General features: G+C 36.4%; 16 protein-coding genes. 6 read left to right on the plus strand and 10 right to left on the minus strand.

Annotated elements, in window-relative coordinates:
• Positions 1-183: 183 nt before the first annotated feature.
• From QM491_RS07445 to QM491_RS07460, 4 genes are all read right to left on the minus strand, one after another.
• Positions 184-549 carry a hypothetical protein gene (locus tag QM491_RS07445; RefSeq protein WP_283326803.1) on the minus strand — a complete coding sequence of 122 codons (366 nt, stop codon included), beginning with the start codon at positions 547-549 and terminating at the stop codon, positions 184-186.
• Between the two features lie 365 nt (positions 550-914).
• On the minus strand, positions 915-1,364 hold the full coding sequence (locus tag QM491_RS07450; RefSeq protein WP_283326805.1) for a hypothetical protein: 450 nt from the start codon (positions 1,362-1,364) through the stop codon (positions 915-917).
• Between the two features lie 204 nt (positions 1,365-1,568).
• The gene (locus QM491_RS07455; protein ID WP_283326807.1) at positions 1,569-2,957 is read right to left on the minus strand and encodes a HAMP domain-containing sensor histidine kinase; all 1,389 of its coding nucleotides are present in this window, start codon (positions 2,955-2,957) and stop codon (positions 1,569-1,571) included.
• Positions 2,954-3,652, minus strand: coding sequence for a response regulator transcription factor (locus tag QM491_RS07460; RefSeq protein ID WP_283326809.1), 699 nt, complete (start codon positions 3,650-3,652; stop codon positions 2,954-2,956). The genes QM491_RS07455 and QM491_RS07460 overlap by 4 nt, the downstream gene beginning before the upstream one ends.
• Positions 3,653-4,076: 424 nt before the next feature.
• Here QM491_RS07460 and QM491_RS07465 point away from each other — a divergent pair, with 424 nt between their 5' ends.
• On the plus strand, positions 4,077-7,163 hold the full coding sequence (locus QM491_RS07465) for a cytochrome c biogenesis protein CcsA (RefSeq protein ID WP_283326810.1): 3,087 nt from the start codon (positions 4,077-4,079) through the stop codon (positions 7,161-7,163).
• Positions 7,164-7,406: 243 nt separating this feature from the next.
• Here QM491_RS07465 and QM491_RS07470 read toward each other — a convergent pair whose 3' ends face one another.
• The 4 genes from QM491_RS07470 to QM491_RS07485 all read right to left on the minus strand — a co-directional run bounded on the left by QM491_RS07470 (position 7,407) and on the right by QM491_RS07485 (position 13,142).
• Positions 7,407-8,051: a hypothetical protein gene (locus QM491_RS07470; protein WP_283326811.1), complete on the minus strand. Its 645-nt coding sequence runs from the start codon at positions 8,049-8,051 to the stop codon at positions 7,407-7,409.
• Positions 8,052-8,344: 293 nt separating this feature from the next.
• Positions 8,345-9,364 carry a PAS domain S-box protein gene (locus QM491_RS07475; RefSeq protein ID WP_283326812.1) on the minus strand — a complete coding sequence of 340 codons (1,020 nt, stop codon included), beginning with the start codon at positions 9,362-9,364 and terminating at the stop codon, positions 8,345-8,347.
• The gene (locus QM491_RS07480) at positions 9,357-9,794 is read right to left on the minus strand and encodes a response regulator (protein WP_283326813.1); all 438 of its coding nucleotides are present in this window, start codon (positions 9,792-9,794) and stop codon (positions 9,357-9,359) included. Before QM491_RS07480 ends, QM491_RS07475 begins: the two co-directional genes overlap by 8 nt.
• 15 nt (positions 9,795-9,809) lie before the next feature.
• On the minus strand, positions 9,810-13,142 hold the full coding sequence (locus QM491_RS07485) for a PAS domain S-box protein (protein WP_283326815.1): 3,333 nt from the start codon (positions 13,140-13,142) through the stop codon (positions 9,810-9,812).
• Positions 13,143-13,622: 480 nt separating this feature from the next.
• On the opposite strand from QM491_RS07485, the gene QM491_RS07490 reads away from it, so the two are divergent.
• Positions 13,623-16,913 (plus strand): glycoside hydrolase family 2 TIM barrel-domain containing protein, encoded by a 3,291-nt coding sequence (locus tag QM491_RS07490; protein WP_283326817.1) that lies wholly within the window; start codon positions 13,623-13,625, stop codon positions 16,911-16,913.
• 135 nt (positions 16,914-17,048) lie between these two features.
• Here the strand turns inward: QM491_RS07490 and QM491_RS07495 are convergent, their stop codons facing one another.
• Together QM491_RS07495 and QM491_RS07500 are read right to left on the minus strand one after the other, a co-directional pair.
• Positions 17,049-18,347 carry a Fic family protein gene (locus QM491_RS07495; protein ID WP_283326818.1) on the minus strand — a complete coding sequence of 433 codons (1,299 nt, stop codon included), beginning with the start codon at positions 18,345-18,347 and terminating at the stop codon, positions 17,049-17,051.
• Between the two features lie 136 nt (positions 18,348-18,483).
• Positions 18,484-18,978, minus strand: a complete 495-nt coding sequence (locus QM491_RS07500) for a hypothetical protein (RefSeq protein WP_283326820.1) — start codon at positions 18,976-18,978, stop codon at positions 18,484-18,486.
• 159 nt (positions 18,979-19,137) lie between these two features.
• On the opposite strand from QM491_RS07500, the gene QM491_RS07505 reads away from it, so the two are divergent.
• From QM491_RS07505 to QM491_RS07520, 4 genes are all read left to right on the plus strand, one after another.
• A complete protein-coding gene (locus QM491_RS07505) occupies positions 19,138-19,536 on the plus strand; it encodes a hypothetical protein (protein ID WP_283326822.1) in 399 nt (132 codons plus the stop codon).
• Between the two features lie 275 nt (positions 19,537-19,811).
• Complete coding sequence (locus QM491_RS07510) at positions 19,812-22,160, plus strand: TonB-dependent receptor (protein WP_310589555.1); 2,349 nt, start codon at positions 19,812-19,814, stop codon at positions 22,158-22,160.
• A 64-nt stretch (positions 22,161-22,224) separates the two neighbouring features.
• Entirely contained in the window at positions 22,225-23,772 is a 1,548-nt protein-coding gene (locus QM491_RS07515) for a PepSY domain-containing protein (protein ID WP_283326824.1), read from the plus strand.
• Positions 23,773-23,829: 57 nt separating this feature from the next.
• On the plus strand, positions 23,830-24,912 hold the full coding sequence (locus QM491_RS07520; RefSeq protein ID WP_283326826.1) for a PepSY-associated TM helix domain-containing protein: 1,083 nt from the start codon (positions 23,830-23,832) through the stop codon (positions 24,910-24,912).
• Positions 24,913-24,978: the final 66 nt, after the last annotated feature.

Raw genomic sequence — 24,978 nt, forward strand, 5'->3', positions numbered from 1 at the left:
CCCAAATCTTTTCTTAAAAATGTTTAAGAATTCCTGAATATTGAAGGTATTATTCAAAAATAAATTCAAATATTACAACTAGAGTGTTAATGCAGAATTGTGGTTGGTGAATTGTGAATGTGAGTTATTGTCATCGTTCAGCCTTTGTTGGAGATATCTCCAACAAAGGCTGAACGATGTTTTTCATATCTTATATTTCCAAATAATTATATTTTTTCTTAAACTATTTATAAAATTTTGACTTTCCTCAAAGTCCTTAAATTTCACATAACTGCCATCACATTCCCTAACTTCACACAAAACACAATTGTCAGGAAAATTCTCTACAACGAGAATATCACGAGATTTATATTTTTCCAAATACATCACACACCTACTACAATCTCCATAATCACCTTTTTGCATTTTCTCAGTAAACTCCTTTAACCAAGGAAGGTTTGTTACAGGGTTTATAACCCCGCACACAGTATCGTTGACAATATCTTGCTTTGAACAAGCAAATGATATCAATATCAATAGAGTGAACACTAATAATCTTCTAATTTTCATAGCTATGTTTGGTTATGATTTAATAGGTGAACCTTCAAATTTTCCTCAATTATTGTTGATAAAGAAACATTTAGAAACTTTGCCTTCTCTAAAAAGAAGTTCATTTTTTGTTTTCTATAATTTCTCTTTCAAATGGTGCATAGTTAATATTATGAAGCAATGTAGCTAAGAGTAAAAGTATTGTTGAACAACCAAATAGTCAATAAATATCTAGATTATCTTTTTCTCAGAAAGTATCAATAATGTATTTTTCGGCCATCGTTGGAGTTAGCCATAAACCGAGTATTAAGGGCATAAGTTAGCTGACTTGTAGCTGTCGCAGGTTTGGTGGAGATAGCTCCAACAAAGGCTGTAATACTAATATTTCAAACCTCTGAAGGTGCATATACAGGCATTTCGATGATAGAAACCTTAGACTTTTGTAGCAGTTTTCTTGGGTCAAAACTATCTTTCACGGGTTTATAAAAGCCCATTGGAGGCAAACAAACACAATTAATTGTATAAATTTCCAGAAAATTCTTCATGGCTTGTACGGTATTTCCATGAAATATTTCTACGTGAATTTTAGCCAATGTAGTCGCATTGGTCTGTCTAAGTTTATAAATAGCAGCTTTGAAATCATTAGTAAATACTTCGTCGAGGAAGGGCTTAGGCTTATACAAAATCATTTCTGTCATAGAATACTCCATCTCACGTGCCAACAGCAAAACTATTTCTACTGGATTTTCATCAAAAACCGATAGTGCCCACTCAATCGTTTGTAGAGTAGCTCCTGTAAAATCGACAGGAATAAGAAGCTTGATGTTATTTTGCATAATTTTTCAAGATTGTTTATACAAACTTCATCAAACTGTATTAGTGCTAGCTAAGAGTTATATTAGAAACAGATTAAAGAAACCGACGTGAATGTGGATTTCAGATTTTTGATTAGTAGGCATTCGGAGGTCAGCTTTGGGCATTCGGCAAAAGACACATTTTTTTGCTAACCGCTGAATGCCCAGAGCTGAATGCTTACATAATCAAACACCTATCGCCTTATTAGCTAAAATATGTGGAAAACGAACGGTAAAAGTAGTACCAACCCCAACTTGAGAAGTAACCTCTAAGTATCCATTGTGCATTTTGATAACATTTCTTGAAAGTGGTAAGCCTATACCGTACCCCTCAAAAAGTTGGGTATTAGAGGCTCGAAAGAATGGATTAAAAATCTGCGAAATTTCTTCATCAGGAATCCCAATGCCTTGGTCTTTTATTACCAAAATCACCTCCAAATCTGTGGCTTTAATAAAAATAGTCACGGGCTTATTGTGAGAATATTTGCAGGCATTTCCGATAATATTGGAAAATGCCACCAATAATAATTGTCTATTACCCATGATTTTCAACCTTTTAGGATCTTCGGGTACTTCGCTTAAATCGACAATGATATAATTTTTGGGAGACAGTCTATCGAAAGTTTCTTTTACGTCCCAAAGTAATTGATCAGTACGAACGATTTCACGATTGGGTTTATCGCCCTGATAACCACTTTGTGCCAAAAACAACAACGATTTGGTTATATGATCTAATCGTTCGGCCTGTGTCAAAATATTATGAATAGCTTCTTGATAGACTTCACTGGTGCGTTCTTTTCGTAGAGCCAAATCAGCCTCTCCAATAATAACCGTTAGGGGAGTTCCTAGTTCATGCGAAGCGTTGCTAATAAAGTTTTTCTGTATTTCAAAAGCCGTTTCCAATCGGTCGAGTAACTGGTTAAAAGTACTTGCCAACTCTCCTATCTCATGGTTATTGGTAGGTTCGTCTAGTCTCAAATGGATATTATCTGTACTTATTTGGCGTACCTTATCGGTGATTTCTTTTACAGGATCAAATATATGTGTCGAAAAATAAATCGAAACATAGAGCGTCAATAATGTTCCCAAACCAATCGCAATCAATAAAACATTTCGCAAATATGCCAAATGGTGTGCCGTAAAATAGTTTTCGGCCGAAACCACTACAACAGAAGTTTTTGTCCCTTGTGAATATCGTAATCCCGAATACACCAAGTCACCATCACGATGTGTAGCTTTTCCACTCATAATGATTTGCTTCAAAAAATTTTCGGGCAAATGATATTTTGTACTATAATAGTCGAGAGCTTGGGTAGAGGTAATCTGAATCACCATTTCCTTTTCTTTATGGAGTTTCTCAAAAAACTGCTCTCGAATCATTTTATAGGCCTCCGACTTATTGGTATCTTTTTCTAAATAGTATTTGCTAGCAATAATGGCACGAGTTTGTACTCGCTTATCAAAATCTACATGCGAATATTTGTTAAAAGAATAATATACCGCCGTTCCCAATAACAATATGGTAAGCAAGCAACTAGTAAAAAAGATGCTCGCCATTTTGGTACGTGTTTTCATGGCTTGATTTTTAGAACATACCCCATTCCTACGACTGTATGAATCAGCTTGTTTGTTGACTGAGCATCAATTTTCTTTCTTAGGTAATTAATATAAACATCAACTAGATTTGTACCCAAATCGAAATTAATATCCCATGCACTTTCTAATAAATCTAATCGAGAAAGCACTTTTCCTCGGTTTCGAATCAAAGCCAACAACAAACGATATTCTGTGGCGGTTAGCGTAATATTTTCATTGTTACGGGTAACCACTTTTGAGTCGTCGTTAATGATCAAATCATCGATTTGATAAATATGTTGAGATACTTGCGAATCATCCGAACCGCTTTGTTCGTTGCGACGAATCAGGGCATTGATACGCGCATGAAGTTCTATAAACTTAAAGGGTTTTACCAAATAATCATCTGCTCCCGAATTGAGCCCTATCACAACATTTTCGGTTGTTCCCAAAGCCGTTAGGAATAGAATTGGCGTTTTTACATTATTTTGACGAATCGCTTTACATACTTCTAAGCCATTTTTGTCAGGCAACATAATATCCAGAATAATCAAATCGTACTGAAACGATGATGCCATCTGAAGTCCCACTTCACCTGTAAGCGAAACCGAAACCTCATATCCTTCTTCTGTAAGCCCTTTTTTAATAAATGTAACAACGCTGATTTCGTCTTCAATCAGCAAAATACGTTTCATAATTTTTGTTTTTGTATGTGGTTTTTGGTTTTACATGATTCTAGCTTTAATGAGGTAAAACATTCACCGATGGCTCGCCAAGATAGCATCATAAAATCTCCAAAGCACAAAGATAAGTTTATGCCAATGCAAAGCAAATAGTCTTCAGCTATGCTTGTTTTTGATGATCTAAACTGTAAGAGCTAATTACTAGTTCAAGACTTTGTCACTGACTAGTATTTTTTTGAAAAATTCCCCACCCTTTTTATAAGCTATTCCAGCGAGGTATAAAGTACAGGTCTGTAACTCGCACCATTAGCAAGTTTGTTGTACCGCAAGAAATTAGAATTCATAGGTATTTGTAGATAAAACCAATGTCGCTAAGTACTTTTACAAAATAATTATGATACAATAACCGTCAAACATTTGGTTCGTCCTGAATACAATGAACACTATTAGAAATATATTTAATATACTTACATCAACGAGAGCTGCTGGTGCGTATCTATTACTTTTTGCTATTGCCATTGGTGTAGGTACTTTTATTGAAAATGATTTCGGAACAAGTTCTGCCCAAGAACTTATCTATAGAAGTCTATGGTTTGAAATTTTACTATTCTTATTTTCGGCTTCTATTCTTGCCAATATCCAACGCTACAGGCTAATTCAACTCAAAAAATGGGGATCACTTACTTTTCATTTGGCCATTATTGTGATTTTGATTGGTGCAGGTATTACTCGTTATTTCGGTACAGAAGGCATGATGCATATTCGTGAAGGACAAACATCGAATACTTATTTGTCTGCCGAAACTTTCTTGGTTTTAAAGATTCAACAAAATGACAAATCATATTCTTTTGACGAGCCTGTTTTCTTCTCTTCTTTAGGAGATAACTCATTCGATAATTCCTACCAAATCGGGAATAATTTGGTAGAAGTGAATCTTGATAAATTTATTCCGAATCCTGTTCAAAAGGCCATAGATAGCCCCAATGGTAAAGCTATGATAAAAGTAGTTGTGGCTGGCGCAGGTGGTCGTGAAGAATACTTTGTGAAACAAGGTGAGCAAATGCAAATCAATGGCGTTGATTTCAATTTCACCAATCAGGTTTTACCAAATGCCTTTAATGTTTTCTTAGAAGCAGATACATTATCTTTTTCTGTTAATCAAACAGTAAGTCAAACTGTTATGGCAACCCAAAAGCAAGATACCCTACAAGCTGGCGGGAAATATCCTTTGCGTTTGCGCTCCTTGTATAGTGTGGGCGGAAGCAATTTTGTGATTGGAGATTTTGTCTCAAAAGGTATTGTTTCTATTGAATCTTCTTCGAAAAAAATCAAAAACGAAAGCATGGTTGGGCTAAATATGACCGTCAAAGTCAACGGACAGGCCCAAAGAGTGATGGTTACTGGTCGTAAAGGAGAAGCTGGTGAGCCACAGATTTTGACATTTGGAAACACCAATGTGTCAATTAGTTACGGCTCAAAGCAGGAAGTACTTCCATTTTCTTTATTGTGTAAAGATTTTGAGCTAGAAAAATACCCTGGCACCGAAAACCCTTCTTCGTATGCTAGTGAAGTAAAGCTTATCGACCAAGCCAATCATGTAACTCAAGATGTTCGTATTTATATGAATCATATTTTGGATTATGACGGTTATCGTTTTTTCCAATCTTCGTATGATAATGACGAACTTGGAACCTATTTGAGCGTCAATCACGATTATTGGGGTACTATATTCTCTTATTTGGGATATTTTTTATTGACAATTGGAATGATAATAACCTTCTTTGCCAAGAATAGCCGTTTTACACAGCTGATAAAAAAACTTCAAGAGTACCAAAAATCGATAGCGATATTTTTACTGATTTCTCTGGGTTCAGTCGGGGCGATTTATGCGGATGTCACTTCGCCAATTCCTGCAAATCATGCTGCAGAATTTGGAAAATTATTTGTCCAAGATTTCAACGGGCGTATCAAACCAATGAATACACATAGTGGAGAAATCTTAAGAAAAGTTGCTAAAAAAACTACTATCGGCGATTTGAGCTCTGATCAAGTACTGTTATCGATGCTTCTTTTTCCTGCACAATGGGAAAAAGAAGCGCTCATTCAAGTACCAGACCATCCAGAAATCAAGAAAATTTTGAAAACAGATGCTAGTACCATCAGTTATGTGTCATGTTTTTCGAGTGATGGAAAATACCTTTTGGAAGAAGCCGTGCGAAGCGCACAAGCAATGAGGCCAAAAGACCAAGGTACTTTTGAGAAAGGAATCATCAAACTTGATGAGCGAGTAAATATCATGAACATGATTTTTTCTGGCACATTGATTCGTATTTTTCCACAAAAACACGATAGCACTAATACATGGTTATCACTCCCTGATATTATGCATATCGGACAAAATTCACCCAATAAAGTTACTGAAGCTCAACGACTATTGACTGCCTATTTTCAAGCGCTCAATGAAGGTATCAATCGTAATGACTTTGGACAGGCTACAGGAATTGTATTAAAAATAAAGGAGTTTCAAAAAGTCAATGGCGGCGATTTGATACCTTCTGAAACCAAGCTCGAATCTGAATTATTTTTGAATAAGTTAGATGTGTTTAATAGACTTAGAAATTTTTATGGCATACTAAGCTTATTATTAACAGTTACTTTTTTATTTGTTACGGTAAAAAAAGTCAAAATACAGTCTAAAATCACGACTGCTTCTTTTTGGATTGTATTCACTGGGTTATTTTTTCATACATTGGGACTTGGATTACGTTGGTATATCTCAGGGCGAGCGCCATGGAGTAACGGTTACGAATCCATGATTTATATTGGCTGGACTACTACACTAGCGGGAATTTTATTTTCAAGAAAATCATTAGGAGGATTGGCTGCCACAACGACTCTAGCTGCAACTATCTTGCTAGTAGCAAGCATGAGCTGGCTCGACCCCGAAATTACGCCATTGGTACCTGTACTCAAATCCTATTGGTTGACCATCCACGTGTCGCTCGAAGCAGGAAGTTATGGATTCTTGTTATTGGGTGCTGTTATAGGCATGCTCAACTTAGTATTAATGATTTTTGCTAACTCAGATAACAAAGAAAATATTCTCAAAACCATCAAAGAATTGACCATTATCAGCGAAATCATCTTACTGAGTGGATTAGCCATGATTAGCATAGGAACTTATTTGGGAGGTGTATGGGCCAACGAATCGTGGGGACGCTATTGGGGTTGGGATGCCAAAGAAACTTGGGCACTCGTAACCATTCTGGTGTACTCATTTATTTTACACATGCGCTTTATTCCAAAACTGCAAGGTTTATATGCCTTCAATTTTGCGGCATTGTTTGGCTTTGGGACAGTAATTATGACGTATTTAGGTGTTAACTACTATTTGTCAGGTTTGCATTCTTATGCAGCTGGCGACCCTGTCCCTATCCCTCCATCAGTCTATTACACGGTAATAGTGCTGACCTTACTAAGTATTTTTTCTTACTTAAAATATCAAAAGTTATTTCGTAAATAGGTGGGCAAAATAAGATTAATTTTATACACAGCTAAATGCCTAAAACAGAATAACTGAGGTACAATTTGGCGGTAACTTTTTGATTAAGAGTGCCTTCTAATAACGAATATACTAATAACGTCTTCTTACGTAGGAAGTAATAGTTTGAATACGCCCAAACTCCAGAAGTAAATCATGCTGACATACTTCTGGAGCTTGGCGTATAAGACATAAATCATTTTTGTAATATGAAATTTTCTTCAATTAGCCCCTTCTCAAATATTTCTGATTAAAAGAATACAATAAGGAAATATTCCAGACAAAGCTTTTACTGCTTGAAATATTGGCAGTGATACTTTTATTGAGAACCGACGAAACAGAAAATGGACAATTTTGCTTGGTTAAAGTAAGAGTAGCATTGGAGAAAAAGCCATCTTCATTGTCAAGCATCAGATAAAATAGTTGTGGTGGTGCTACTTTCAGAAAAACATCTTTCGTGATTTTGATTTGAGAAATACTGCCATTTACCGTGACAAAATGGGTAGTTTTGGTTGCATCTTCCTCCAAACCTCGGGAGTACAAATAATACATGCCCAGCGAAAAGTTTTTACTAATCATGATAGAAGGCGCTACTTCTGTCGCCAAATAGCGACAAACTTGCTGGATATCTCTTGTTTCATTGTTAATACTCACAGGAATTGTGCGAAAATTGATAGCGGGGTGTGCCCCAACATGAAGTCTAAATTTACCTTCTGTCAAAACTTTGTATCGCCACCAAAATACAAAACTCCAAGGCTTTCCGTCTAATGCAAAACGAATAAGCGGGTCAAAACTCAATTTGTTTTTCCCAATCGACAACTCAAATAGCAAGGCAGGTTTTCCCAAAGTAAACGAAGGAATCAACGACATGCCATTATTAGTAACTACAATATTGCCAGAAAAAAACTTTGAGGTTTTACTTGCGTACTGTCTTGAACTTGCGGAAAAGATACATGTGATAACAGAAGAAATAGTAAGGGCATAATACACCCTTGCGAAAGTTTACTCTTAATATTCATACAGTTTATATAATAGTAATTTGGATAATAACACTACAAAGTTGCCTCATTTTTAAGGTTTTATAAAATTTATTTCAAATAAAAAGCTACGAAAATCAAACACTTTCGTAGCTTTTTATTTAGACATTTATGAGAATTTCACTCTTAATCAAACTTTGTTTTTGCTAAATATGCCTTCTGGCTTATTTCCATAATTAGCTCATCAAGCTCGTGAGCAGAGGTAATGATATGCTCGAAAAACATATTTTTTTCTATTTCTGGCATTTTTTTATTGTGCTCAAACATCTGAATAATCCCCATGATTCGTGCCAATGGAGCTCTTACCAAATGAGACTGAATCCATGCTATTTCGCTTAAATTTCTATTCTGTAACTCGATAGACTCGATATACTTGATTTTTTCGGTAATATCGTTGGCCAAAACAACACGAGCTTTTCTTCCTTTATATACAATCGGGTTGGCCCGAATCTCAACAATAATAATTTCTCCATTTTTCTTTTGATGACGAAACACTCCTATAGCAAAATAAGGATTTACTGCACGTGTCTCTTTAACTTCCTCTAACAGCATAGAGATTTCTTCAGCAGGGCGAATATCTGAAATTTTCATGGATAAAAATTCAGACCGATTATACCCATAATGTTTAATAGCTGCTAAATTAACATCCATAAAATCAAGCGTTTCCAAATCAAATACCCACATAGGTTGGGGACTAAAATCGAATAGCTCATTGTATCGTTGTTCTGAATCTAATAATTCTTGCCGTTTTTTACGGCGCTCAATACAATACATAATACTTTTATACAAAGTAGTTGGACGCAAGTCATCCTTAATCAAATAGTCATCGACGCCCAATGAGATTGATTTTATACTAAATGCCAAGTCAGAATTTCCAGATAATATAATAACAGGAGAATCTTTACTAATTCCTAAAACGGCATCTAGCAAAGCTTGTCCACTTTTATCAGGCAGATACATATCTAGCAAAACCATATCAAATTTTGTTTCAGGGTTTTGCAAAAGTGTTTGGGCGTGCTTAAAAGTTTGACAATGCGAGATTTGTGGTTCACGCATCATGTCGTGGAGATAATCCTTGATAAGGATAAAATCTCCCATATTGTCTTCTATTATTAGTATTTTGTATGGATGGGGATCTCTATGCATGGTAATTTGGCGGTAATTGAACTAGGGATAACCAAAAACTCTCAATTTGATTTACTATTATCTGAAATGACTTTACATCTACGGGCTTAGTAATGTAGCAATTAGCATGGTTTTCGTAAGCCATAGTAATGTCTTTTGGCGTCGAAGAAGTCGTAAACATTACTACGGGAATATGTTTGATATTTTCGGTATTTTTAATGAATTGTAGTACTTCATGTCCATTTTTTTTGGGAATATTTACATCTAATAGTACAAAATCTGGTAGAACTTCATGTGCATATTTTCCTTTTTTTGTTAAAAAATCCATAGCATCTTTTCCATTCCGAACAATACTCAATTTATCGACGAGTGATGAATGTTCGAAGGCTTCTTTAGTAAGAAGAATGTCTCCTTCATTATCCTCGACTAATAAGATATGTCCTTTTTTCATAGTGTTGTGTGTGGGTTATTTTTTTATCGAAAAGTAAAATGTGCTTCCTTGATGCTCTAAGGATTCTACCCATACTTTTCCGCCTAACATTTCAATGATTTTTTTAACTATAGCTAACCCGATACCTGTGCCTGGGTATTCTTCACGGGTATGTAGGCGTTGGAATATAACAAAAATGGTTTGAAAATATTCTTCTTCAATACCAATGCCATTGTCCTTCACCGAGAAAATCCAATGAGTAAGCGTTTCGTTTACTCCTATTTCTATTACAGGATTTATATCTGGCCTACGGTATTTGAGCGCATTGCTAATCAAATTCTGAAAGACTTGTTCTATGCGTAACTTACTCGAAAAAATAACAGGCATTGGCCCATATAAAATTTTGGCTTCATTATGTATAATCTCGTGATGGAGTACACTCAAAGTATGATTGAGAACTTCATTGACATCGACCAACTGCTTCTTTTCTTCGATTCGACCAACCCTAGAAAAATCCAATAGATCTAAAATAATCTGTCGCATACGCTTTGCGCCATCTATGGCATACCAGATATATTGCTTTCCACGCTCGTCGAGGATTGCCTCATATTTATATTCAATTTGAGAAAGGAAATTGGTAATCATTCGAAGTGGCTCTTGCAAATCGTGCGAAGCCACATAGGCAAATTGTTCTAATTCGGTATTGGATACTTCTAACTGTTTGATGTATTCTTCTAGCTCAAGATTTAATTTTTTTAATTCTAGTTCTTGCAGTTTTTGAATCGTAATGTCACGTCCAATCCCCAAAACACCAATGATTTCATCTTTCTCATTTTTGACAGGTACTTTGGTTGACTCTAGCCACAAATCTGGTTTTCCTGCTGTTTGGTGCAGTTGACCATAATTAAACAATGATTCGCCTGTTTGAAGAATATGCAAATCATGGTCGTATCCGATTTTACCTAGTTCGTTACCAAACAATTCCAAATCTGTTTTCCCCAAAACATCTTGTTCACTCTTAGCACCCAAAAACAAATAGTCTACTCTATTGCTAATCACTTTACGAGCTTTTGTATCTTTAAAATAAACAGTCTCAGGCAAATTATCTATCAAAGTGCGCAACAAATTTCTTTCTTCCTTAATGCGTTGATGTGCTATTTTTTGTTCAGTAATATCACGGGCATATACGCTCATAATGTCTTCGGTAGGGAAGCTTCGAATTTCTACCCATCTGTTAATAGGTGCGTAGAAAGATTCAAAGGTCACAGGTGTCATATTTTTGCGAGAATATTCCAGATTACTAAAAATCTCAGTTTCAATACTTTCAGCAAATACCTCCCATATCACTTTTCCTACGATTTGCTCTTTCGAAATACCCGTGAGTTTGGTAGCCTGTGCATTCCAATAAGTCACAACCCATTCTTGGTTGAGCATGATAAAGGTATCTCCTGTGGTTTCGAGAATTTCATTTTTCTGAATAATCACCTCCTGAAGAGCTAATTCATTGATTTTTGAATGATTTATATCTTGAATACTTCCATAAAGACGCTCGCATTTACCGTTGATAAAGTTGGTTTCGCCAATAATTCTAGCCCAACGCTCGGTGCCATTTGGTAATATTATAATAAATTCTCCATCCCATGGCTGTCCAGTTTGTATGGCTCTGTCAATATAGAAAAAGGCGCGTTCTCGATGTTCTCCTTCTTGATAAACTTCAACGAGTTTGTTGAGTGTGGTGAGTTTAAAGTCATCTTGTGAATAGCCAAACACATCATGAATCGTATCTGATACAAATATATTTTGAGATTGTAAATTAATCTCCCAACTTACTATTTTCGACATCAAACTAGTCTTTCGTAATAATTGTTGAAGCTTTCGTTCCTCGGTAATATCACGACCAATCGCTAGTAAATGTTTTCCATCCATGCGCATGGTCGAGCGCCAAGCAATATTCAAAATATCTCCTGATTTGGTCAGGTAGCGATTTTCAAAAGAATACACTTTCGAGAAATCCTTTTCTGATTTGAAAGCCTTGAGCGTGGGCGTTTGGTCTTCCTGATAGATAAATTCATGGAATTTTTTGCTCAATAGCTCTTGCTCTGTATAACCTAACAATTCGCAAAATGCAGGATTAACTCTCTTGAAAAACCCATCCAAGCCCAATACACAAATCATATCTGGGGCAAAGTCAAATATTTGTTTTAATTCTTCTTCTACCTGCTTTCGCTCTATTTCATTAATCAGTAGCTCTCCTAATTTTTTGAACCAATCTAACTCTACTTCTGAAACTAGGTTTTTTGGCATTCCTAGGATTAGCACTCCCCAAAGTCCTTTGGGGGTTTGCATCACAATGCCTATGACTTTTTTATCAGGTAGCTCAAAGGTTTCCCAAATTTCTTCCTTTGAAGTAAATGCTTTCATCGCAAAATCTGCACCCGCTTTGGCATCGGGGAATATATAGTTCTGTTGACTCCCAAAACGTATCATATCATGAGTAAAACTATTGAGCCATATCTCAACATTTTTCACGCCTAATTCATGGGTAATCAAAAGACTGAGTTCAGAAAGAATAAAGTTTAGCGTTTGAGGTTGCCTGAATAACGTTCGAACCTTCTCCTTAAAAGATTTTCTTAGTTCTTCATTTTTATAAATGGTAATATCACGCCCAAGCGATAACCATTGGAGTAGCCTTCCTGATTTGTCATAAATAGGTGATACTGAAATATTTAGCCAAAATTTTTCCCCAGATTTTTTATAATGTAAAAGTGAAAGCTGTACAGGCTGACAGTTCCTTAATGAAGTACGCAAACGATTGATTTCTTCCAAATCTGTCTCTAATCCGATAAACACCATAGGGGTATTTCCCAAAACTTCGCTCAAAGTATATCCTGAAAGGTCACAAAACGCCTTATTAACAAATAGAATTTTAGGGTCGGGTCCACCTTCCTTGAAGGTTTCCATGATAAGAATAGTATCAGTGGTATGCGCTACCACCGTCTCAAAAAGCTCAGGAAGATAAATACTGCTTTTATCGGCAATAGTAATGATATGCAATATGTATTCAGCATGGTTTTCTTCGAAATAACTATTTTGAATTTCGACCTCTGTATTATTTAAGCTGATATATACCGTATTTGTAGCTTTAGTAGATGCTACCGTTTTTAGTGAACTCAATGATTCATCAAAATACACTTCGTTCTGAGCAAAAAGAAGGTGTAAATTCTCAAAAGACTGCTGATAAATTTGCTTCTCGGTTAATCCTCCTGTGTAGTTCAAATAAGCTATGTTGAGCTCAGTAACCACAAAGTTATTTTGCTCAACTTTGAAAAGCAGATAGGGTTTTGAAATATGCTTTACAATATCCAACATACCATGTCGATTTTAGAACAAATAATTTTCTTCTACCTTAATTCTATAAGGCAAGTATAATTTCTTTGAATACACTCAGGCAAATATTTCTTTTAAAGCAAAATAGAATATATTACCTATTATAAAAATGATTTTCGACAGAAAATTTATTAAAGTTTAATTATAAAAAGTAATAACATGGTAAAGACACAGGATATATAGACTAAACTAGTACTTTTTTTGATTTTTGAAAGCATAACATTGGCTTCGCATAATTAGCTGTTATTGGTTAGCTATCAATATGCTTTATTTATGTTTTTGTTTTTGAGTCTTCATAAAATTTAGCAACTCTGATAATATCATACAATCTCTTGTAAAAATATAGAATTTTTTAAAGGAGTATTAGAACTAATTTTGATTCTTCTACTATGTCTATGTATCAAATTAGTTTACGAAATAGGCATCGAGAGGATTTTTAGTCCTGAATCTAATCGTATTTTCATGAAATATCTTAATTTTTCTCAGCTAATATTGGCTTTTGTACCATTTGTTTCTTTAGCTCAACTAGTTGATAAAACGCCCGCTCCTGTACCTGTAGTACCTACTGTCTACCAGACCCAACCTTACGAAGACCCTCTTGTAAGTGGTATCAATCGAGAACCCTCTCGGGCTACTGCTTACTCTTACACTACAGTCAACGACGCTATACAAAAACCTCGTGAACAGAGCGGACGATATATGTCGCTCAATGGCGACTGGGATTTTGCCTTTGCTCTCAAACCTGGGGACGAACCTCAAGACTTTTACCAACAAAAAGTACAGGGTTGGAAAAAAATACCAGTACCTTCTTCTTGGGAAATGCAGGGCTACGATAAACCAATCTATAAGAGTGCTGTATATCCTTTTCGTCCTGTAAATCCTCCTTATGTACCCAAAGACTATAATGGTGTTGGATGTTATCAGCGAAGTTTTACGGTTCCAGCTTCTTGGAAAGGACAAACTATCAATCTACATTTTGGAGGCGTGAGTTCGGCTTATAAAGTTTGGCTCAATGGTAAATTTGTAGGCTATGCTGAAGACTCTTTTCTTTCTTCTGAATTTAATATTACTCCATATCTTAATGAGGGTGAGAACATTATCTCAGTTTGGGTGATTCGTTGGAGCGACGGTTCATTTTTAGAAGACCAAGATCAATGGCGTATGAGTGGGATTCACCGTGAGGTATTCTTACACGCCGAACCAAGCCTTCGTGTTGCCGATTTCTTTTATCAAACCAAACTTGGAAAAGACAACCAAGAAGCGCTTTTTAGCTTACGTCCTCGAATTGATAACTTTACAGGAAAGCCTATTTCGAAAAAGACGCTCATCAAGGCTCAACTTTATGATAAAAAGAATACTCCTGTATGGGCTGCCCCCCTTTCTTGTACCGTCGAAAGTATTGTCAATGAGGTATATCCTCGTTTGGACAATGCCAAATTTGGGATTTTGGAAAGTAAAGTAAACCAACCTCATTTATGGAGTGACGAAGATCCCTACCTCTATACTTTAGTGATGTCTTTGGAGGATAGTACAGGTTCGACTTTGGAAGCAAAAAGCTGTAAAGTAGGTTTTCGCTCAATTGATTTTTCTTCTAAAAATAGCAAATTATTAATCAATGGTCGTGAGACATATCTATATGGTGTAAACCGTCCAGACCATCATCCTACAAAAGGAAAAGCTCTATCAAGAGAAGACCTATTAGCTGATGTTCAAACTATTAAGAAATTTAATTTCAACTGTATTCGTGCTAGTCACTATCCAAGCGACCCATATCTGTATGAACTTTGTGACGAATACGGCATTTTTGTAATTGACGAAGCCAATCTAGAGACTCATGGTTTGGGCGGTAAACTCAGCAACGATCCCGTCTGGACAGCCGCATATCTAGAGCGAAGTAATCGTATGGCTATGCGAGATAAAAACCACCCTTCTATTATTTTTTGGAGCTTAGGAAACGAAGCTGGTCGTGGTCCAAATCATGCCGCTATGGCTGCTTGGTTGCATGATTTTGATATTACTCGTCCAGTTCATTATGAACCTGCCATGGGTAGTCCAAAACTAGAGGGCTATATGGATCCTAAAGATACACGTTATCTCAAGCCAAACGACCACTCGCACCGTACCCAAAACCCACTCGACCAATATTATGTAGACATGGTCAGTCGAATGTACCCTGGTATTTATACGCCAGCGCTTTTGGCAAATCAGCCTAATGGCGATACACGACCAATTTTCTTTTGTGAGTATGCACATGCGATGGGAAATAGCGCAGGTAATTTACAGGAGTTTTGGGATGTATTCCGCACAACACCTCGTGTAATTGGAGGCTGTATTTGGGAGTTTAAAGACCAAGGATTAGTAAAAACGGATTCTTTAGGTAAACCTTACTATGCTTATGGTGGAGATTTTGGAGAAAAATATTTCGATAATTTTACGATAAAAGGTGTAGTAAATGCCGATGGAAGCCCTAAATCTGCCATGTTTGAGGCGAAAAGAGTTTTTCAAGGTATTGAAGTAACTTGGCGTAATGTTGAGGAAAAACAAATTTTAATTCACAATCGTCACGCTAGTCGTAATGCTTCTTATTATGATATGCAATTACAAGTTTTTGAAGATGGACATTTAGTAAAAACGGTGGCTATGCCCAAACTAAATTTAGAAGCAGGTAGTTCTTCTCAAATGAATATTGCTTCGTATTTGCCATCCTTAAAACCTGAGGCAGAATATCATATTCAAATTTCGTTTTTGTTGCCAGAAACCTTGCCTTGGGCTACTAAGGGTTATGTAGTCGCTAGTAATCAACTAGAAATCAAGACTACTACAAAAAATATTGCTTCGAGCAACTCAAAAGCCAATCTCAAAATAGAAGAGAATACCCAACAAATAATCGTTTCAGATAAAAGCTATAAAATCAGTTTCTCAAAAGAATCAGGCGCTTTGAGTTCATATTTGTTAAATGGGGAAGAGCAAATTTTCGCCCCACTCCTCCCCCATTTCTCTCGTCCATTGACCGACAATGACCGTCGTGGTTGGAAACCTCAGCGTAAAATGAAAGAATGGTATAACGTCCAATTGAAGGTAAAAGACCTAAAAACTGAAAAGTCGGATAAAGGCGTTTTGGTCACTACAAACTACAGTCTTGTAGACGATAGTGTGAGTGTTGATATCCAATATCTCATAAACCCTCAAGGTATTATAAAAGTAACATATCACTTTACTCCTCGTTACAAATTACCAAATCTACCAAAAGTTGGAATGCAGATGGGGGTTCGTCGTGAGTTTGAGCAAATTACTTGGTTTGGTCGTGGCCCTATGGAAAACTATACCGATAAACGTCAAGGGATGGATGTGGGTATCTATTCTCAACCTATTCAGGAGTTCATGGAAAATTATGTCGTGCCACAAGAAAATGGCAATCGTACCGATGTGCGATGGATGTTTTTGGGCAATAAGCAACAAACAGGTATGTTGGTAGTAGCCGATAGCTTACTCAGCATGAGCGCTTGGCCTTATACCGAAACCAATATTCAGAACGCCAAACATACTTACAAACTGCAAGATGCAGGCTATCTTACGCTTAATATCGACCTTGTGCAAATGGGTGTAGGAGGTAACGATTCGTGGAGCGAGGTTGCTGCTCCACTTGAACAGCATCAAATTCCAGCCAAAAATTATAGCTATTCATTCTATCTAAAACCCATGAGCTTGGGTAAAGAAAGTATTACGAATGTAAAAAAGAAGATAGTTTTTTAGGGTAATTGTTGTAGGCATTAGGCAAAAGGTCTTTTTAATTTCATAAAAACACCTTTATTTCTATAGGCATTCGGCAGAAGCATATCTTTGATTATTAAAGAATATTTCAAAACTAATTGCCTAATGCCTGACAACTTAAATCCTGTAGCGACCAAGCATTTGTTTAAAACTTTCGGCACGAACAAAATGCTGTTTCTTTTTATTGACTTGTATGACCTCCAAAAAGCCCAAATCGACTAAAGCTTTTAAATCTGTACGAGCAGTAAAATCAGAAACACTGAATCTACTTTCAATCTCTTTGATTGTCATAATTCGGTCGGCATCATCATAAACCAATTTTAGAATTTGTGCCATACGGTCGTTTACCGAAGGTATTTTCATAAACTTAGCTGCTTGGAAAACCTCTTTTTGTTTTCTGTTTATATATTCTTTCAAAGCAGCATAGGCTTTTTCCATTGTTTTGAAATGATAGGTGATAAAATAGCTCAAATCATTTTCGTCTATTTCAGTATATAAATAGGCTTTTTCATACTGCGCTTTTGAATCTTTAATAATTCTAGAAATAGAGAGGTATTCTGTTAGCCAATAACCCTTTTTAAGCATATACCAATAAAACAAAGCACGAGCCGTTCGACCATTGCCATCGCTAAAAGGGTGTATCCAACCCACCATAAAATGAATAATACAACCTTTAATAATTGGATGAATAAAATCTTCACCATCGTTATTAAAAAAATCGCACAAAGCTTGTATTAGTACTTCTAATTCGGCGTGAGGCGGGGGCGTATGCACAACTTCACTGGCAAAATGATTTACCACATGAATTTCGTCATTTTCACGAAATTGCCCCTCTTCTAGTCTATCTTCGAGCGTTTTATTTGCCACAAGCTGATGAATAGCAAGCATTTTGGCTGGCGTAAGTTCCTCATTTTTTGCCTGAACAATATGTTTCATTGTAATGAAATTGTTCATAATCATTTGCTCTGATTTATTCTGAGGGCGCCTTTCTTGTTGAATCATCTCTTTAGCACGCTTGCGCGTTGTACTTGCACCTTCCATTTGGCTACTCGATATAGCTTCCTCCATGATTGAACTAATCACAAATTTGGTTTTGTCGGTCTCTGCAATACCGATATTACTCCCCAAATTGCCTCCCAAATGCATATCAAATTGATGTAGCGTTCTTTGCATGTAATCTGTAATCACATACTTAAAACGATACTTTCCAAATTGGACTGTCGTACTTCTGAGGTTTCTATGCAATTTTACCGCTACCCATAATGCCTGAGGACTATGATATCTGTCACGATATTTAATTTTATCCCAATACAGATAATCGTCTTGAATTTTTCGTAAAGTTCCATCCTGCCAATATGCTTCCATCAAAGCAATGGTTTCAGGATTGGTTCGATATGTAGGAGGCGATTCAATCATTTTTCATTAATAGAAAAAATACTATTGTAGCATTCTTATGCAGCTTCTCTTTTTTTCTATAAACAAAAATACTAAAAATTGCGAGATTATCAGATAATCTCGCAATTTTTAGTATCAAATAATACTGATGCTAGTTTTACCTTAACAATCCTATCTCATACCACGAAAAAACTCGAAAATTTGGTCGGCTCGTCAGCGGTGAAAATGACCAAGGTATCGAGCTCATAATTAGTAAAAGTGCGATGCCAAACCAAAAGAACATAACACTATATTTTTTGTAATCGTCTTCTTGCTTTTTGACTTTCGACGAACCTATCGTTAGTATAATTACAGCCGAAATCATGACTGTAATGTGTTCCATTCCAAAAAAGCGAATCTGTCGCTCATGCACTGCCTTTCCAAAATCATTCCAGAAATAACTAACAATCGGGCTTATAGCATACAAAACTATGCCGATTGTTAGTTGAATATGTGCTGAGATTACAGTTAATAGCCGAAGTTGATCATCTTTTCTTGAAAAAACCAGTTTGTCTTTTTTTCCAATATACGTACGAAAAACACTAGTTATTAAAGTTACTAGCACAACCCACCTCCAAAACGAATGAAAAACCAAAAGAAAGGAATAAAGCATAATGTGAGCATTTATAAATATTAATAAAGTACAAAATTCGAAGAAAAATATTGAACATAACTAATAAGAATCAGGGTTTCTTCCCAGATATATCAGTATATCTATTTGCTAGATTAAAAAAGCTGGATTATCTTTGTCCAGAAAATTTAGACCAAAATTTTGAAGAAACAATACAACATAGCGGCTTTGCTTCTTGCTATTCTCCTGTTTATCAGGATGATGGCAGTACCATTGGTGTATGTTGATTACAATCTTCGTAAAGACTACATTATCAAAAATCTTTGTGAGAATCGTTTTAGACCCGACTTGCACTGTGATGGTAAATGTTATTTGGCTAAACGTGTGGCAGCTGCTGACCAAAAAGAGACTTCAGAAAAAGGAATGGCTTTTGCCAGAATTCTCCTTGAAATTCCATGTATTGTACCTACAATTAATCATAATTTAGTACTCACAAATGACATTATTGAGATAAAAAAGAAACACCCTTTTCCTATCTACAGCAATAATTACACTTCTATCTATTTCAATTTTCTTCTCAAACCACCGACCGTGGCTTAATTCCTCATTTTCTTGGATTTTCGGTAGTACTGCATGGCAATTGTCTATGTTGTGATTAACCTCTTGGGTTAGTTCAAAATATATGTTTTTGTTTTCAAAAAACATATCAGTCGGCTATTGATCTTTCCAAATAAGAATCAGGTAAGATAAAATCCTACCTGATTCAACTTTCCATTTTCATACTAAGACATCTCGTTGCATTTGCTGAAAAACCAGCAAATAGGTACGAGTATGCCTTTAGTACTTTTTTCCAATTTTAAAGTTAAAACATTATTATGTATTTTTTACGTATCCTGTCGGTTATGCTATTCAGCACAATCGCATTCATCACTAATGCCCAAATCACAGGGAAAGTTTTTGACAGCGTTACTCATGAACCTTTAATCGGTGCTAATATTGAAGCAAATGGTGCTGGCACAGTTACTAATCAACAAGGTCAGTTTAGCTTAAAAAGTAGTCCAGCTAGTGTAACTGTATCTTTTGTTGGTTATAAAAAAACAACGATTTCCACAGCTAATCAAAAGACTATATCAGTTTCGCTAGAACAAGAAATCCATGATTTACAACAAGTTATAGTTACTGCAAACCGTGAGGCAAGTTTACGAACCGAAGCCCCTATTGCCATTAGCAAATTAACACCAAAGCAAATAGAGGAAGCAAAACCTACGGCGATTTATGAAGTGGTGAACAAAACTCCTGGGGTTTTAATGGTAAACTTAGGCAACGAACAACACTCTATGTCGATACGCCAACCTATGACCACCAACGCCTATTATTTGTATATGGAGGATGGTGTTCCGATTCGTCCAATGGGTGTCTTTAATCATAACTCATTATTGGAAATGAACCAATTTACGGTAAGTTCTATCGAGGTCGTAAAAGGTCCAGTATCTTCTATCTATGGCCCAGAGGCTGTTGGTGGAGCTGTAAATTTTATTTCTCAAAAACCTACAGCAGTACCAACTGCACGTGCTGGCGTTCAGTTTGACCAATGGGGATTCCGACGCGTACAATACGGTGCTGGTGCAACAATTGGCAAGTTGGGTGTGTACATAGGAGGATTGGTATCAGACCAAACTAACTCTTGGATGACGAGCTCTGATTATACCAAAAATGCACAATACGCTCGTTTAGAGTACCAAATCAATCCTACTTCACGCTTGATTTATACCCTTTCGTATGCCAAATATAACTCACAAACCAGTGGCAGTGTCGACAGTGTAGCATTCTATAATCGGCAATATGTTAGTACGACAGATTTTACTTATCGTAAAGCGTACTCACTACGCACTAGATTGACTTTTGAAAAAGATTGGGCAAAAGGTTCTCAAACGTACATAACCGTTTTTGGGAGAGATAATGAACACGGTCAAAATCCAAGCTATGGTATTCGCTGGACTTCAGGAGCTACTACCGCAAGAGGCGAAATCAACTCTAGCAATTTTAGAAGTTTAGGCTTGATTACGCAACATACTCAGAAATTTGATTTTCTTAATTCAAAACTAATCGCAGGCGCAAGTATCGACTATTCACCTAATGATTACTGGTCATATCAAATCGACTTGGCGGCCAAATTGAGAACCGATGGAAAATCAGTTGAAAAATATACAATTACTAAAGAACGTCCAGATATCAAAATTGCTGATTATAACGCAAAAATCTATAATACAGCAGCTTATCTACAATACGATTTTGAGCCAATTCAAAAATTGCATGTATCGGCAGGTTTGCGTTATGACAATATGTCTTTTGACTATGTGAACAATTTGGATGTTGATAAAACTACTGGATTGGGTATCGGAGGTGGCAAAACCTATACCAATGTGACGCCTAAATTAGGATTGACCTACGATCTTGGCAACAGCAAAGGTGTCTATTTCAACTACTCGCAAGGCTTTGCTCCTTCTGGCTTGACTGCTATTTTCCGCAAAAGACCAACTCCTGCTGCAAACGGCGATTTGTTTTACTACAACCTTATTCCTGCAACATTCACCAACACTGAAGTCGGAGGTTGGGCTTCGTTGTTCAAAAACAAAGTATATATCGACGCATCGATTTACCAAATGGATGGTCGTAACGAATTGTTGAGTATTCGTCAACCTGATAATTCAACTGACTATCAGGCAGCAGGCAAAACTGAGCATAAAGGCATAGAATTGGGTATCACCTACCGCCCTAGCAAAGAATTGTCGATTAGAGGTGGTGGGACTTACTCGGTGCACCGCTTTATCGAATTTACGTTGAGCCAAAAAGCTACAGATGTCATCAAAGATGTAAACGGAATGGATATGCCTTCGGCACCCCGTTGGATGTGGAATACCGAGGTTAGCTACTATCCTACATGGCTTAAGGGCTTAAGAACAGCTTTAGAATGGCAACATGTTGGACAATGGTATCAAAACCAAATCAATACCGTGACTTACGGTGGATATGATTTAGTCAACTTCCGTGTTGGTTACCGTTGGAAAGGCTTTGAGGTATTCACCAACATCATGAATGCCACTGATGCACTTTATGCCACCAATGCTACAAGAGGTAATGCTTCTACCGACCGTACCACCTTCACTCCTGCTGCGCCACGCACTTTTGTGATGGGAATTCAATACAGTTTTATCGGAAAATAATTCATAAAGTGTTTGGTTACAGCAGATAAACTTGTAACCAAACATTTTCTCAATCTAAGAAAAAATGTCGCAATCAATAACTACAGATTTTGAGGATAAAAACTCAAAAAGTCAAAAGACTGGATTCAAAAAATGGATTCAACGCAATATGTATCGTTGGCATCGTATTATTGGAATCATAGCGCTTGTTCCAACCATATTTTGGACAGCTTCAGGCGTAATGCATCCGTTTATGTCTCATTGGTTCAAAACCAAAATTGCTAATGAATTTTACAAAGCTGAAACTACTAAACAAGACGAGGTAAAACTAACCGCTGGACAAGCTCTCACACAAAATCAAATTACTTCTTTCAAAAATATTCGTTTTGCTAAGTTTGGCAAACAAAGCTATTATCAAGTCAAGGACACAAAAGGTAACTTATTATATTTTAACACGTTAGATGGAAAACCTTTACCAAAAGGTGATGTATTATTTGCTGAGCAAATCGCTCGTTTTATGTTGGATGATTCTACAAGCAAAATTACCAACATAGAAAAACTTACAGAGTTTACAGAAGAGTATCCTTATGTAAACCGAATTTTGCCTGCTTATAAAGTATCCTTTGACAGACCAGATAAAATGGATCTTTACGTAGAAACAGAGCAAAGTCGCTTTATCGTTTTCAACGATACTAAAAGGAAAATTTTCATTAAAATCTTTGATATTTTCCATAATTGGGATTTTCTGAATGCTATTAGTAACAATACCATTAGAATCATTGTAATGATGATTTTTTTAACAATTATTATTGCCTCGGCGGTGGGTGGACTGGTGATTTATGGCTTTATGTGGGGGAAATTCAAACCTGCGAAAAAAGACAATCAAGTAAGCATATTTAGAAAATATCACCGGTCTATCGGACTCTGGACTAGTTTTGTCACTTTTACTTTCGCCTTTTCAGGAATTTATCATGCAACTAGGAAATTTACGCCTGATGAAAGACTAAAATATATTAGCGAACCAGTCATTCAAACTCAAGCGATAGCCCAAGATTCATTGGTGAATCTAAAAGGCGTTAGTAGTATATCTTTGGTAAAAATGAATGAACAAATTTATTGGCAACTCATCAAAAAGAACTGGGAGACCAAAGAAACGAGCTTTGAATATCTCACAGTCAATGAGCATAAACCATTGAAGGATGGTTTTAAAGTCTATGCAGAATATCTCGCTAATCAATTTTCAAATCGTGAGGTAAAAGGTGGTGAAGAATGCTGTGAAATGATGGATAACAAATCGTCTATGTCATTGAGTGACGCAGATTTAAAGGAAGTTAAAATCATCACTAAATTTGCGGGAGAATACGGCTTTGTCAATAAAAGATTACCTGTCATAAAATTAGCTTACAACACGCCAGAGCACACCACTTATTATATTGAGCCTGCCACCAATCGATTGGCAGCCAAAGTGACCGATGCTGACCGCCGTGAAGGATTTTCATTTGCTTTCTTACACAAATACAATGGTTTAGAAAGTTTCGGAAAAGATATCAGAGATGGCGTTATGACTTTAGCAGCCTTTGGAGTACTGGTGGTAAGTATTTTTGGTCTTGCCATTTTTATTAAAACTAAATAATTTTCATTTATCGGCTATCAGATAATTGATAACCGAATTTTAGGAACATCATCAATCATGCGTATTTATCGAAATATTTATAGTGTTCACAAATGGTTTGGCCTAGTAACAGGAATTTTCTTATTATTCTTAGGCGTAAGTGGCTCACTATTAGTCTTCAAAGACGAACTAGAACACTTTCTAGACCATGAATCTACGAAGGTAATTCCTACAGGTAAACCCCTTTCTTTAGATACGCTCTATCAGGTAATTGTCAAAGAATATCCTCGATTAGATGGGGCATCATGGATAAATCCTGTGGCTTCGCCAGATGAATCCTATAAGTTTCGTTTATACCTTAACGATGCCAAATTGATGACGTATGATTTGGGAGGCTTGAATATCAATCAATACACAGGAAAAGTCATCCGAACAGGACGAAGCGACACCTTTGTAACAGGGTTAATGGATTGGTTATTTCAATTCCATTTTTCTTTCCATTTAGGAATGCCTGGAGCAGCGCTAACAGCCATTATGGGGATTTGTATGCTTATTTCGATTATTACGGGTTTGATTGTCTATCGAAAATTTATTTGGAAAGTACTTACTTTCAAAGTGCAGATAAAAACCAAAAACTGGCGTACTATTTCCTCAGACTTACACCGAATTGTCGGCGTTTGGGCCTTGCTTTTCAATATAGTCGTGTTTTTCACGGGCTTTTGGATGAATTTATTTGCTTTTGAAACTGAAAAATGGAAAGTAGAAAAGGAATTAGCTCCTGAAAATACCCTTGTAAAAGTTTCAATCGACAAGATGTATCATGAAGCCCGACTAAAAATGCCCGATTTAGTCCCTAATTATGTGTATTTCCCAACACAACCAGAAAAGAAATTTAATGTTAGAGGAAATATCGCAGGGCAAAATGCCTTATTTGCAGGTGGTAATTTTGTAAAATTCGATGCACAAACAGGCAAATTCAGTAGTATGGGACGGTTTGAAGAAATGGAATTTTGGGACAAAATCGAAGCGCTGTTTTATCCACTCCATGTAGGAAACTACGGAGGTATTTTACTCAAAATACTTTATGTTATTCTGGGACTCAGCCCTGCCCTATTGTCAATTACTGGCTTTTTGCTGTGGTGGAGAAAGGTGAAAATGTGATGATTACCCGTAGAGGCACAATACATTGCGTCTCTACGGGTGAAATACATTCCAAAATAATCACTC

Source organism: Flectobacillus longus, from assembly GCF_030056705.1.
Taxonomy (GTDB): domain Bacteria; phylum Bacteroidota; class Bacteroidia; order Cytophagales; family Spirosomataceae; genus Flectobacillus; species Flectobacillus longus.